General features: G+C 68.2%; 11 protein-coding genes and 1 tRNA gene. 5 read left to right on the top strand and 7 right to left on the bottom strand.

All coding sequences use genetic code 11. The features are described 5' to 3' along the window. From CLV54_RS05985 to CLV54_RS05970, 4 genes are read left to right on the top strand one after another with little or no spacing between them, the layout of a single operon-like run. Positions 1-1,548, top strand: a complete 1,548-nt coding sequence (locus tag CLV54_RS05985) for an ABC transporter ATP-binding protein (RefSeq protein WP_100344023.1) — start codon at positions 1-3, stop codon at positions 1,546-1,548. Then, on the top strand, positions 1,545-2,357 hold the full coding sequence (locus tag CLV54_RS05980; protein ID WP_100344022.1) for an energy-coupling factor transporter transmembrane component T family protein: 813 nt from the start codon (positions 1,545-1,547) through the stop codon (positions 2,355-2,357). The genes CLV54_RS05985 and CLV54_RS05980 overlap by 4 nt, the downstream gene beginning before the upstream one ends. Further along, positions 2,344-3,057 (top strand): nucleoside/nucleotide kinase family protein, encoded by a 714-nt coding sequence (locus CLV54_RS05975; RefSeq protein WP_245861413.1) that lies wholly within the window; start codon positions 2,344-2,346, stop codon positions 3,055-3,057. Before CLV54_RS05980 ends, CLV54_RS05975 begins: the two co-directional genes overlap by 14 nt. Next, entirely contained in the window at positions 3,054-3,323 is a 270-nt protein-coding gene (locus tag CLV54_RS05970; protein WP_100344021.1) for a hypothetical protein, read from the top strand. Before CLV54_RS05975 ends, CLV54_RS05970 begins: the two co-directional genes overlap by 4 nt. Before the next feature lie 26 nt (positions 3,324-3,349). On the opposite strand, the gene erm is transcribed toward CLV54_RS05970, so the two are convergent. Further along, positions 3,350-4,171 carry a 23S ribosomal RNA methyltransferase Erm gene (gene erm / locus CLV54_RS05965; RefSeq protein ID WP_100344020.1) on the bottom strand — a complete coding sequence of 274 codons (822 nt, stop codon included), beginning with the start codon at positions 4,169-4,171 and terminating at the stop codon, positions 3,350-3,352. A 422-nt stretch (positions 4,172-4,593) separates the two neighbouring features. Further along, a complete protein-coding gene (locus CLV54_RS05960) occupies positions 4,594-8,892 on the bottom strand; it encodes an NPCBM/NEW2 domain-containing protein (protein ID WP_100344019.1) in 4,299 nt (1,432 codons plus the stop codon). 472 nt (positions 8,893-9,364) lie between these two features. Here CLV54_RS05960 and CLV54_RS05955 point away from each other — a divergent pair, with 472 nt between their 5' ends. Next, positions 9,365-9,886, top strand: a complete 522-nt coding sequence (locus CLV54_RS05955) for a DapH/DapD/GlmU-related protein (RefSeq protein ID WP_245861412.1) — start codon at positions 9,365-9,367, stop codon at positions 9,884-9,886. Between the two features lie 29 nt (positions 9,887-9,915). On the opposite strand, the gene CLV54_RS05950 is transcribed toward CLV54_RS05955, so the two are convergent. The 5 genes from CLV54_RS05950 to CLV54_RS05930 all read right to left on the bottom strand — a co-directional run bounded on the left by CLV54_RS05950 (position 9,916) and on the right by CLV54_RS05930 (position 13,258). Then, positions 9,916-11,163 (bottom strand): D-alanyl-D-alanine carboxypeptidase family protein, encoded by a 1,248-nt coding sequence (locus CLV54_RS05950; protein ID WP_100344017.1) that lies wholly within the window; start codon positions 11,161-11,163, stop codon positions 9,916-9,918. 43 nt (positions 11,164-11,206) lie between these two features. Next, positions 11,207-11,554, bottom strand: coding sequence for a metallopeptidase family protein (locus CLV54_RS05945; protein WP_100344016.1), 348 nt, complete (start codon positions 11,552-11,554; stop codon positions 11,207-11,209). Positions 11,555-11,603: 49 nt separating this feature from the next. Further along, positions 11,604-11,679: transfer RNA gene (locus CLV54_RS05940), tRNA-His, on the bottom strand. Positions 11,680-11,728: 49 nt separating this feature from the next. Continuing rightward, complete coding sequence (orn, locus tag CLV54_RS05935; RefSeq protein ID WP_100344015.1) at positions 11,729-12,349, bottom strand: oligoribonuclease; 621 nt, start codon at positions 12,347-12,349, stop codon at positions 11,729-11,731. A gap of 93 nt (positions 12,350-12,442) precedes the next feature. Continuing rightward, complete coding sequence (locus CLV54_RS05930) at positions 12,443-13,258, bottom strand: SGNH/GDSL hydrolase family protein (RefSeq protein WP_245861409.1); 816 nt, start codon at positions 13,256-13,258, stop codon at positions 12,443-12,445. Between the last annotated feature and the right edge of the window lie 84 nt (positions 13,259-13,342).

Genomic DNA, 13,342 nt, shown 5'->3' with positions numbered 1-13,342 from the left:
GTGTCCACGAGTGCGCGATACGCCTCGGGCGGCGCGACGGGCGGCGCGACGATTCGCGCGAGAGGCTGGGGCTGGCGTCACGCCGGCCGTCTCGCGTGGGCGGTCAGCGACCTCGATCTGCACGTCGAGGCGGGGGAGCGGCTGCTGCTGCTCGGCGCCTCGGGTGCGGGCAAGTCGACCCTCGTGCACGCCCTCGCGGGTGTCGCCGGCGGCGAGGACGAGGGGGAGCAGCGCGGCGAGCTGCTCGTCGACGGCCTCGACCCGGTCGCGACGCGTGGGCGCACGGGGCTGCTGCTGCAGGATCCCGACTCGCAGGTGATCCTCGAGCGTGTCGGCGACGACGTGGCGTTCGGCTGCGAGAACCTCGGGCTCGAACGCTCCGTCATCTGGCAGCGGGTGCGCGAGTCGCTCGACGCCGTGGGGCTGAACCTCCCGCTCGACCATCCGACCTCCCGGCTCTCGGGCGGCCAGAAGCAGCGCCTGGCCCTCGCCGGGGTGCTCGCGATGCGGCCGGGCCTGCTCGTGCTCGACGAGCCGACCGCCAACCTCGATCCGAGTGGTGTCGTCGAGGTGCGCGATGCCGTGGCCCGGGTTCTCGAGACCTCGCAGACGACGCTCGTCGTCATCGAGCACCGCGTCGCCGTCTGGCAGCATCTCGTCGACCGGGTCGTCGTCCTCGCTCCCGGCGGGGGCCTGCTCGCCGACGGAAGCCCGGCCGAAGTGCTGCACCGTCAGGGCGCGGCGCTTGCGGCGTCGGGGGTCTGGGTGCCCGGCTTCCCGCCGAGCAGCCGGCTGCCGGCCCGCGTTCCGCCCGCCGACCGGGTCGGCTCCGCGGGCTCCGCGGCCGGAACGAGCGGCGCCCTGCTGGAGGCGCGGGATCTCGCGGTCGGCCGAGCGGGTGCTGTCGCGGCATCCGGGATCGGGCTGACGATCGGTTCGGGGCGCTCGCTCGCGATCGTCGGCCCGAACGGGGCGGGCAAGACGACTCTCGCCCTGACTCTCGCCGGTCTGCTTCCGCCGCTCGGCGGCTCGCTCGAGGCCTCGGCCGGGTTCGCCCCCGCCCGGAGCGCGCAGCCCATCCGCTGGAAGTCGGCCGAGCTGCTGACGCGGATCGGAACCGTCTTCCAGGATCCGGAGCACCAGTTCCTCACCGCGAGCGTCGAGCGGGAGCTCGCACTCGGGCTCACGGCCTTGCGATGGTCCCCGGCCGACAAGCAGCGTCGCGTCGAGGAGCTGCTGCAGAGACTGCACCTCGACACGCTCGCGCGGGCCAACCCGTTCACACTGTCGGGCGGTGAGAAACGGCGGCTCTCGGTCGCGACGATGCTCGCCGCCTCGCCGCGGCTGCTCGTGCTCGACGAGCCGACCTTCGGACAGGACGCGACCACCTGGGCCGAGCTCGTCGCACTGCTCGGCGCGCTCGTCGACGAGGGCACGGCGCTCGTCACGGTGACCCACGACGCAGAGCTCGTCGAGGCTCTCGCCGATGAGCGTTACGAGCTCGGTGCGAGCAGCGCCATGACGCGCGACGGGGAGCGTCTCGTATGAGCGCGCAGGCGGCGGTGTCGGGCGTGCCCTCGGCCGTGTCATCCCCCGTGCTCGACCGGATCAACCCGGTCACCAAGCTGGGCGCCGCTCTGCTGCTGAGCCTGATGCTCGTGCTGTCGATCGACTGGGTGTCGGCGGCGGTCGCCCTCGTCGCCGAGCTCGTGCTGTTCGCCTGTGCGCGGATCCCGTTCGGTGCTCTCGCCCGTCGCTCTGCGCCGATCCTGATCGCGGCGCCGCTCGCCGGACTGACGACTCTGCTCTACGGGCGTCTGAGCGGCGAGATCTTCTGGGAGTTCGGCCTCATCAGGATCTCGGAGGGCTCCATCGACCTGGCCATCGCGACGGTGCTGAGGGTGCTCGCCGTCGGTTTTCCCGCGGTTCTGCTGTTCATCACGATCGACCCGACCGATCTGGCCGATGGGCTCGCGCAGATCGTGAGGCTTCCGAGCCGCTTCGTGCTCGGAGCTCTCGCCGGCCTGCGTCTCGTCGGGCTCTTCATCGACGACTGGCGTGCGCTGTCCCTGGCCCGTCGCGCGAGAGGCATCGCCGACGAGGGCGGAGCGCTCGGCCGGGTGCGCCGTTTCGGCGGGCAGGCGTTCGCGCTGCTCGTGCTGTCGATCCGTCGGGGCAGCAAGCTCGCGACGGCCATGGAGGCGCGGGCCTTCGGGTCGCCGATCCGCCGCAGCTGGGCACGCGAGTCGACGGTCGGATGGCGCGACGCCGCCCTTCTCGTCATCGCCTTCGCGGTCGCGGCTCTCGCCATCGGAGTCGCCGTCGCCGTGGGGAGCTGGAACTTTGTCCTCGGCTGACGCTGACGCGTACGCGGGTGCGGGTTCGGCGCCTGATGCGGCGGCGGGTCCGGCGGCCCCCGACCTCACCTCGCTTCTGGCGATGATCGCCGCCGAGGAGGCGGCGGGCACCAGGTCTCGCACGGTGCCTCGCGCCGTGTCTCTCACCGTGCTGGTCGACGGCCCGAGCGGCGCGGGCAAGAGCACCCTCGCCGACCGGCTCGTCGAGGCGTGGCCGGGAGCGGAGACGCCGACGCTCGTGCGCCTCGACGACATCTATCCGGGGTGGGGCGGCCTCGCCCAGGCCGGTCGCGACGTGCACGACTCCCTCCTCCTGCCCCGCAGCCGCGGACTCGTGGGCGGCTGGCGCCGCTACGACTGGGCGGGCGGGGAGCTCGCCGAGTGGCACACGGTGGATGCCGCCGCGCCGCTCATCGTCGAGGGGTGCGGCGTGCTCACCCGCGCGAACGCCGGGCTCGGCGACATCCGTGTCTGGATCGACGCCGACGACGTGGTTCGCAAGGAGCGCGCCCTCGCGCGAGATGCCGGCGCCTTCGATCCCTGGTGGGACATCTGGCAGGAGCAGTTCGACGAGTTCGTGCGTCTCGACGACCCGCGTTCGAGCGCCGACATCGTTCTGGACGGGACATCCGCTCTGGACGGGACATCTCCCGGAGATGGGGGCTCGGAGGCCGGGCATGGGTCTACCGTGGTGTTATGAGTGATACGGATTCCGGAACTGTCTACATCGTCGAGTACATCGATGGTCCTCTCGAGGGTGAGACCGATCGTCGGCTGCTGATCGGCGGGGAGTACGACGCACGCCTGGGCGCTGTCGCCGCCGTCGAGGGCAAGGAGTCGCTCTTCTGGTACAACGCGGTCGACAGCCGCGACATCCAGGGACAGCTGCACGTGCGCTACTCCTTCGAGAGGGCAGACAGCGACCCGGTGGCCGCCGACCCCGACGACGAGCTCACCGCGATCTGATCCGCTCGGATTCACCTCCGACTGATTCACCTCGGCCTGGGTCCGTCTGCGCGGCACAGCCGCCAGAGGCCGGCCCACTGCTCCGCATTGAGGTCGCGGGGGAGCGCGTTGGACGGCAGGCCGTTGTCGCGCGCCCAGCGGGCCAGTTGGGCTGACGACGTCCGCCCGGCCGTCCGTGCGGCTCCTCGCAGCCCTCGCCCCGGCCCGGTGAAGACGCGTTTCACGAAGGACTGGTAGTCCCGGCGGTCGTCGACGAGCGGATGCGCCCGCCGCACGATCGTGAAGAGCCCTCCGTCGACGGACGGAACCGGCCTGAAGCTGCGCGCCGGCACCCGTTCGTGCACTGTGAATTCGAACCACGGCCACCACAGCGCGGTCATGAGGCTCGCCCCGCCGACGCCCGCTCGTCGGCGTGCGACCTCCCATTGGGTGAGGAGCACCGCGTGCCGCCAGCCCCGATCGGCGAGGAGCTTGCGCAGGAGCGCGGTCGTGAGATGGAACGGCACGTTGCTGACCACAACGGTCTCCGGGTCGGTGAAGCGGTAGTCGAGCATGTCGTGCACGACCACGCGAACGGCCGACGAGGACTGTCGTGCGCGTGATGGCTGCCCGACGACCCTCTGCCGGAGCCTGCTCTCGAGCCGCTGCGCACGGGACACGTCGATCTCGACCGCGACGACGGATCGCCCGCTGTCGACGAGGGGGAGAGTCAGTGCGCCGTCGCCCGCGCCGAGCTCGACGATGGGCCCGGGAACGTCGTCGACGAGTGACGTGATCCGCCGGATGATCCGGTGATCGACGAGAAAGTTCTGGCCGTGCTCGTGACGGCCGCGATTGGTATGGGGCATGGCTGTACTCCGCGGAAGGTGTCGGAGCCGGGCAGCACGAAGCAGCGCGGCGGATGGACCGATGCGCGGCGGAGTCGGGGTGTGTGAGACGAGGAGTCCGCCGCTACGAGCGGCGAATCCTCATGTAGACCTGCATTCCCATGCCTCCACGGTAACAGGAAAGCTCAGCAGCCGACGGGATCGTTCGTGTGACCGTTCTCGATGTCGCGTCGTGCGCCGCATACGATGCGGTTCGTAGACACCTCTCATCAACCCGAGGCGTTCCCGGAGATCGTTCGCTCGGGCTGGAGAAAGAGATGCGCCCGGCTGGTTCATCCAGCCGGGCGCACTCCCGTTCTCCTATTCGGTTCTTCTATTCGATCCTGTGGTCGGCCGCCGTCGGTTCGCCCCGGAACGGAACGCGACGGTATCCGCCGGCGGGGTCAGGAGCGGCCCTTCGTCTCGGCACGTTCGCGCAGCCTCCGGATCCCGACGAACCCACCACCCGCTGCGAGCAATGCGGCAGCGGCGAGGAGCGCCCAGATCGCCTCCGTGCCCGAGAACGCCAAGCCACCGGCATCCGGACCGTCGGCCTGACCCGGAGGGGTTCCCGGATCGCTTCCGGGGTCGGTCCCCGGGTCGCTTCCAGGATCCGTTCCCGGGTCGGTTCCCGGGTCCGTTCCCGGGTCCGTTCCCGGGTCCGTTCCCGGGTCGGTCCCCGGATCCGTCGCTTCGAGCTCGACATCCTGATACGGCGTCAGCACCGCCTGGGCGAGCCCGTTGGCGAAGCGTGTGAACTGGTGATCGAGGGTGAAATCGCCTTCGCTCCGGTATCCGAGCCCCAGGAGCGCGTTGGTGAGAGTGCTCGTCACCACGATCTTCAGGCTGTTCTGCCCGTCGACGAGGAGGGCGTTCGGGACGTCCACGACCGGGTCGACGAGGTTCACGTCGTCGGTCTTGGCTCCGTTCACGTAGACGGTCGCGGACTCCACGAGATCACCCAGATCCAGATACACGCCGCTGGCCGTGTCGGTGCTCCAGTCGAATGTCGTCTGGTAGGTGCCGATACCCGACACGTCGCGTCCGTTGGCGGTCCCGACCTGGGCAGCCGCGACTCGCATCGACTCGCCCGTGCTGCCGCTTTCGTCAGCTGGCGTCGTGGGAGTCGTGGACGCGACGAGAGCGGCGGGCGCGGCGAGGTCGCCGAGGTCACCCGACACGGCCGGATCGCAGACGAAGTGCGCTCCGCCCCAGTCGCCGTGGTCCTCGCCGTTGCCGTTGCCGCCGTCGCCCACGATCATCCTGAGCCGATCGACCCCGGTCACATCCTGTTCGACTCGCGCAATGCCGCTGGTGACCGTGACTCGGGGGCTGCTCCACAGCTGGGAGTCGCCGTTGCGCAGGCTGAACACCACGCTCGCGCCGCCTCCCGGGCGATTCACCTCGTCGTCGATGCCGTAGTCGGAGACGAATGTCGTGCATCCCTCGGGCACGTCCACAGCGACCTCGGAGTTCGCGTGGGTTCCGATGCCCTTGGAGTAGGCGCGCCCCACGATGCCCATCGTGCGGCCGTCGACGCCGTCCTCGTTGTTGGAGCGGTCGCGTTCCACCGGACCCCATCCGTTCGTCACCGCGGTGTAGTCCAGATCGGAGACGAACACTCCACCGGAGACGAGATCGAAGTCCTTCGTGGCCACCACACCGCTGGAGTCGTTGACCGTGACACCGACGGTCGACCAGCCGGATCCGCCCGTGGGGTGAAGCTCGAGAACGACGTCGTCCGCGAATCCGGGCGGCAGCGTGATCTCCTGATCCTCCGCATCCCAGAAGTCCTTGTCGGAGATCGTGATGGTGACGGGTTGATCGACGGCGGAGACATTCCGCAGCGGGATGCTGATCCTGGCCGGTTTCTCGGTATCCGGGGACGAGGATTCCAGCGCGACCATCTCGCCGTCGACCTGCACGGGCTCGGTGACGACCTCGAGGTTGTCCCAGGTCGTGAGCTCGTCCAGCCGGACGGGGACGTGAGTCTTCTTCGTCCGGACGGTGTACTCTTCGACGTGGTTGCCGAACTCGGTCGTCTCCGACCGAGCGTCCGAGAGCTCTCCCGGACCCCAGGACTCGAGGTCGAGATCCCATCCGGTCAGTGAGCGCTTCTCGGGCACCGAGATGTCGACGCTCTGTGTCGTGCCGTCGCTCAGCGTCACGTCGAAGGTGCCGCTGCTCGTGCCGCGCGCCGTCACGGTGCCGTCTGCGAGGAAGGTCGACGTGCCCGGGCTGGCGGATACGTGCAGGCTCTCCTCGTCGATCGGCTTGAAGATGTAGACGCGCACGTCGCCGTCGGGGATCTCGACGGGCACGATGGTCTTCCCGTCGCGGTAGCTGTAGTCGGAGACCTCGGTGGTCTTGCCCGTCCAGGTGTCGAGGATGTACGGCTTGACCATTCCCTCGATCTCGACGTCGTTCGTCAGCACCTCGTCATCCCAGCTCGCGGCCTTGTCGAAGTTCTCGTAGCCCTCGTCCCATCCTCGAACGACGTTGTAGTAGTTGTAGAGGTAGAGGTAACTGGCATCGGAGTCCTTGCGAACGACGCTCAGGAGCTCCTTGTCGGGTGTGCCGTAGCTCACACGTGGTGTGACATCGAGCGATCGCAGCGCGTCGGCGGCCTCGGCCTCCGTCGCGACGGAGACGACGTTGTCGAGGCCGAGGAGCTGCTCGCGCAGCTCGGCGAGAGCCTCGTCCTTTCCGTCGTTCCAGCGCGTCCTCGTCAACGCACCGTCGACGATGACGACCTTGAGGCCGGCTCGGGCCATCTCGAGCACGCGCTCGGCGCTGCTGAACGGGATCCAGTCCTGGTTGAGCAGAAGCGCACGGTACGCTGGGCCGTCGGATGCCAGCAGCCCGGTCTCGCTGTCATAGGGGGCATACCCCTCGTCGAGGAACTGTGGTGCGAAGTAATCGTAGGTGTACCCGGCATCCTGCAGCGTCAGGTCCTTCCACTGCCATCCCTCGTGCTTCTGCTGCTTGAGATCGTCGAGCGTCTCTCGCGGGGTGGCCGAGGAGTAGGGCAGGTCGTAGGCGTAATCGCTGTAGAGGACGGCGAGATCGACCTGAGGAACACCGGCGCGCAGCACCGTCTGCACACGGCCGAGGTGATCGTTGTACTCGTTGTAGTCCTGGGCAGACGGGTTGCGGTCGCCCCAGCGGCAGCAGATGTCGCCCATGCCCGCCTCGTAGCCCGGCCACTGCACGCTTCCCTTCGGCCCCCAGTCGGAGGAGTAGCCGTGCCAGATCACCCGGCTCACCCCGCCCGCGTACTGGGTGTAGTTCTGCTGCAGGAACTCCTGGAGGGAGTAGCCGTAGTTCATGCCGCCGTGGGCCGCGGTCTCGCTGGAGAGCACCTTGTTCTCGAGGTGCGCTCCGCCCGCCCAGATGCGGTAGATGTCGGTCTGGTCGCGCTGGTTGCGGGTCTCGGTCTCGGGGTAGTCGACGACCGTGCTCGGCATGGTCAGCTCGAGGTTCTTGCCGTACGAGATCTGTGCACGGAGCTTCATGTCGTAGGTCTCGTTGACCCACTCCTTCAGCGGTTCCATGAGGTTCTGCATGTACATCTGCGTCTGCACGTCACGGAGATCCGCCAGGACCTTGTCCCTCAGATCCGCCCCGTCCTCGCCCGCGAAGTCCATGACTCCCGTGGTCGGCGCTCCGACCTCCCAGAGGCTCGGCGTTCCGAGGAAGACCGGAAGATACGGGGTGATGTCGTATCCCTTCAAGTCCGAGAACGTGCGCTTCATGTCGTCGCTCCAGAAGAGCCCGTCGGCCGCGGAGATCTCCAGGGAGTCCATGAACAGCTGGACGTGCCCGTTCTCCTTGATCTTCTCGACGAGCTCCTCATCGGCGAAGTAGTAGCTCTCCCAGTAGGTCTTGAGCGCCTCGAACCCGCTCCGATCGAAGTAGTTGATCGCGTAGGACGTGTCGACGGCAGGGGTCGAGGCCTGCGCCGCGCCTCGCTGCCAGAAGGTGAACACCATGTAGTCGCCGTCGGTCGCCGTGAAGTCGAGCGCGCCGTCTCGGGCGTCCTCGGTGAGATCGATCGCCGACGCCGGGTCGAGCTCCTGCGGGTCGTAGATGCTGGGGTTCTGCAGACGATCACCCGCCAGCTTGTAGGCGACGGCGCTCAGAAACTCCTGGTTCAGCCCTTGGCGTGCTGTCGGCTTCGGCACCGTCGCCAGGGTCGTTCCGCTGGCCACGTACTGGCGGGCGCTGCCGAGCTCCTGGCTCGCGCCCTGGCTGTTGGGGTCGAGCCCGGGGATGTTGGCGGTGCCCCAGTGGGTTCCGCTGGTGAAGCTCGCGCCCAGGCCGCGCTTCGTCGTCTCCGAGAGGATGAGCTTGACGTCGTGGAGCCACTCCTCCGATCCGTACGAGAACTTCGAGGCGTCGACGCCCGGTGCGTCGAGCATCGCGAACTCGATGCCGCCGAATCCGGAGTCCGCGATCTGCTGCACCGACTCCGTGATCGTCTCGTCGGTGTGTCCGCCCATCGCCAGCCACCAGCGCACCTCCGGCTTGTTCTCGGTCAGCGGCGTCTCGAGACTCAGCGAGGTCACATGGGAGGAGCCGTTGTCGTCGACATCGGAGCTCTGAACCGATGCGAGGGGGCTCGCCACCGCAACCTGAGCCGACAGGACGAGGGTTGCGATCGCCGTTCCGGCGCCGTATCGCAGGAGTTTTCCACAATGCATGCCGTTCGCCTTCTCGCGCGCAACATTGCACGCGTTGTGCGCGCCCGATCGGTCTCCCGTCGCGGCGCGCTTGAGCAGTATCCCGGTGCGTCAGTCGAGCGGGCGACTCTGCCGCTGATGAGCGCACGAGATACTGTGCGTTTGCTTGAGGCCCAGTATGAATCGTTTCAGCGGCTGAGCGCAAGCATAAATAATTGAACGTTGTTCACTACTTCTCAGTGAACGACGTTCACTGCTCGCCGTCACTGCTCGCCGTCACTGCTCGGGAGTCCCCGATGCGGTCGGCCCCCGACCGGACGGCGCGGGCACGACGGACGGGTTGCCGGCTGCGCCGCCGAAGCCGAAGCGATTCAGCAAGCTCCAAGGAATCGGACGGCCCCTCCGGTTGTTGCACTCATTGGCGGCGGAACGTTCTGTCTGCCCGCGTCGAGCGGGCGCCGACGAGAAGGGACGTCGCCGGATGGAGGAATCAATGAGCAGAATGGTAGAAGAAGTCGAAGACGGCCGTGGCCAGGTCACGAAGTACCGTCGGCACTCGAACGGCCGCGGACTCGTCTCCCCGAGCGCACGGGTCGACGCCAGCACCTTCGTCGACGCGACGGCGTACGTCGAGAGCGACGCCCAGGTGGGCGAGAACGCCTGGATCGGCGCCGGAAGCTGGATCGACAGCGGCGCGATCGTGGGCAACCGCGTGTTCATCGGAAGCAATGTGCACATCGGTCGCGACGCGATCGTGAGCCATGGTGCCCGAGTGGGCAGCCACGCCCGTGTGGGCGTGAACGTGCGGATCGGCGCCGGTGCGATCGTCGAACGCGATGCCGTGCTGCGCGACAACTCGGTCGTCGACCAGCTGTCCCAGCACCGTCGGGTCGGCTCGCCCGCGACCACGACTGCGACCACCACCGCGGCAGCTGCGGACGGCGGGGCTGCGACACGTTCCGGATCGCGTTCCCGCACCGAACCGGGCGCATCGCGCTACACGACGGCGGCCTGACCGCAGGGGCGCCCGACTCGCGCAGGCGCCTACTGCTGCGAGTCGATGAGCGCGCCGATCACCGGGATGGGGTTCAGCAGACGCCATCCCGGTCCCGGATCGCGGATCGCGCGATCCAGCTCGAGTGGCACGGAGAACTCGCCGTCACCGGTCTCGAAGCTCACCCGCCCCACCTTGCGGCCGGTGACGCCCGTGCTGAACTCCTCGGTGGTGACGGAGGCTGTGAGCTCCTTCGTGGTCCACGAGGGCTCGACCTTCGAGAGCGAGGCGACCCCGGAGGCCGTGTCGCCCCACAAGGCCGTGAACGTCACGTAGGGGGTTCCCTCTTCGACGACCGCGACATCCGAGATGCCCGCGGTCGCACTCGCCATCAGCGCCTCGAGATCGCTCGTGAGGGTGTCGTAGTCCGGCTCGCGCACGAACGCGCCGTAGAACGTCAGCGAGGCGGTCTGGGTGGGCACCGTCGCGGCGAAGAGGAAGCAGACGCCCGCGGCATCCGTGTAACTGCGTGAGATGCCCGTGATGCCCTGATCGTCGAGGTAGGCGGTCGTGTTCTCGACGCCGCGGTTGTTCACGAGAGCGGATGTCGGGTTCGCGAGTATCTCGGCGATCGTGGGGTCGCCCATCGCCAACGCCGCCAGCCGGGCCAGATCGCTCGCGGTGCCGACGCTCTGCTCCGACAGGCCCGTCGCGTCCGCGAGATGGATCGTGGTGAGCCCGTTCTTCGTGAGCCAGGCGTTCGCGGCCTCGAGGAAGCCGTCGACCGAGCCGTACGCCCAGCGGGCGAGCGAGTCGGCGTGGTTGTTGCTCGAGCCGAGGAGCATGGCCTGCAGCATCTCGCGCTCGGTCCAGACCTCGCCTGCGAAGACGATCACGGCCCGCGCGTCGTCTGCGCTGTAGCCGATGTACGACTGGTAGTCGTCGTTCGTGATGGTGATCGCGGGCCCCGTGCGCCCGGGCTCGACCGGTTTCGCGTCGAGCACCACGAGCGCCGTGACGATCTTGGCGATGGATGCGATGGGCACGGCGTCGGGCACGCCTGCGACGGCGAGCGGCGCGGCATCCGTGCCACCCGCGGTGAGCGTCACCGCGCTCGCGCCCTCGGCCGGCATGACCGGGGGAGAGAGCTGCGTCTGCGAGGCGGGCGGGGTGATCGGCGTCGCGGAGACGGCCGGAAGCGGCCCGAGCAGCGTCGCCGGACCGTAGACGCCCACGGCGAGGATCGCCAGGGTGCCGATGATGATGCCGATCGTGCGACCGGCTCGGGTAGTCGTCACACCGACAGGCTAACCCGGCGGGCCGGGGAGGCCGTGCTGCGACTCAGGCCCAGCCGAGTTCGTGCAGCTTGTCGTCGTCGATTCCGTAGTAGTGGGCGATCTCGTGCACGAGCGTCACGTGGATCTCGTCGGCCAGCTCGTCGATCGTGTCGCAGATGGCGAGCAACGGCTCGCGGTAGAGCACGATGCGGTCGGGCAGGTCGCCCAAGCCGTAGTGCTCCCGCTCGGTGAGCGCTGTGCCGTCGTAGAGCCCGAGGAGATCGAGGGATCCGTCTTCCGGGCGATCTTCGACGACGAAGGCGACGTTGTCGAGGCCCTCGACCATCTCGTCGGGAAGCTCGTCGAGCTCATCGATCACGAGCTTCTCGAAGGCGTCTTCGTCCAGTTCCATCACAGCATCAGCCTCTCACGAGAACGATGCCGCGTTCGTCTGAACTGCATGGGGTGAGTAACGGGGCTCGAACCCGCGACCTCCTAGACCACAACCAGGCGCTCTACCAACTGAGCTATACCCACCATGCGCACCCCGAGACGGTGAGTCTCACGGAGCAACTAGAGAATTCTATTACACGCCCGGCGTGAATCTGTTCACGACGTCTGCCGAGATGGCCTGAGCCTCATCGCTCGCCGGCCCGGGCAGGGCGACGAAGACCGCCTCGCGATAGTAGGCGAGCTCGCGGATCGACTCGCGGATGTCGGCGAGCGCACGGTGCCCGCCGTTCTTCTCGGGCGCCTGGAAGTAGACGCGCGGATACCAGCGGCGGGCGAGCTCCTTGATCGACGAGACGTCGACATTGCGGTAGTGCAGCTGGGCGTCGAGCCGCGGCATGTACTTGGCGATGAACATCCTGTCGGTGCCGATCGTGTTGCCGGCCAGGGGTGGGCGCTGCTCGGTGCCGACGAACTTGCGGATGTACTCGAGAACCTCGTACTCGGCCTCGGCGACGCTCACGCCGTCGGGGATCTCGGTGATGAGCCCGGAGGTCGTGTGCATGTTGACGACGAAGTCGTTCATGTGCGCGAGCGCCGAGTCGTCGGGCTTGACGACGATGGTCATACCCGGGTCGACAGGGTTCAAGTCGAAGTCGGTGATGACGACCGCGATCTCCACGATCTCATCGACCTCGAGGTCGAGTCCGGTCATCTCGCAGTCGATCCAGACCAGGCGGTCGCTCGCATTCGTCATCCCGCGAGTCTACCGTCGCGTGCGTCGCGCAGAGGCCTGGGGGCGACTCTGTGGAGGCGGAGGCATCCGTTGCGGACTGTGGAGGCGAGCGGATCAGGGGCGAACGCGGATCGGCGACGGGTCGGGGAGCTTGGGGGAGAGGCCGTCGCCGGCGGTCACACCACGCATCATCCTGACCGCCCACGGAATCGCGTAACGTCGCAGCCAGGTGGGCAGCGGCACCTGCTCGCCCGGCTGCGAGTCCGCCTCGGCGGTTCGGATGTTGAGGGGCAGTCGCGCGGCGATCTCCGCATACGGAACGCCGAGCACATGGGCCGCGCGCACGGCCAGCAGCCGGTGGCCGGCCGAGGAGAGGTGCACCCTGTCGGCGGCCCACATCGAGCTGCTCTGGAACTCGCGGATACCCCACAGGTCGAGCACGCTCACACCGTGCGCCCGCGCGATGCTCCACACGTTGGCGTTGAACACGGCCGCACGGCCGCGGAAGGGGCGCAGGAAGAGGGCGAACTGCGGGTCGAAGCAGTTGGCGAGCAAGACCGTCGCGCCGCTCGCACGCAGGGCCGCGATGCCGGATTCGAGCCGGCTCGCGAGAGCGTCGGGGTCGGCGGCCGGTCGCATGAGGTCGTTTCCTCCGACCATGACCGAGACGAGGTCGGCGCCCAGGTCGATGGCCACGGGAATCTGCTCGTCGACGACGTCGTCGATGCGGCGGCTGCGAACAGCGAGATTCGCGAACTCGATCCCCGTTCCCGACAGCCGCGCGTTGCCGTCGAGGATGATGGCCAGGCGGTCGGCCCATCCCCGCCAGGGGGTGTCGGGGCCCAGCGCGCTCAACTCGATCACGGGGTCGCAGAAACCCTCCGTGATCGAATCGCCCACGGCGACGTACCTGGTCCATTGTGTCGTCACACCTTGATTGTGGGTACTGGGGCTGCGAGGGCCTATCGAATGAGTGAAGAGTTACGCACCCTTTCGCGAGTGTTCGTCCTCCGT

Source organism: Compostimonas suwonensis, from assembly GCF_002797855.1.
Classification (GTDB): Bacteria; Actinomycetota; Actinomycetes; order Actinomycetales; family Microbacteriaceae; genus Compostimonas; species Compostimonas suwonensis.
This window is presented reverse-complemented; position numbering and strand designations above follow the sequence as displayed.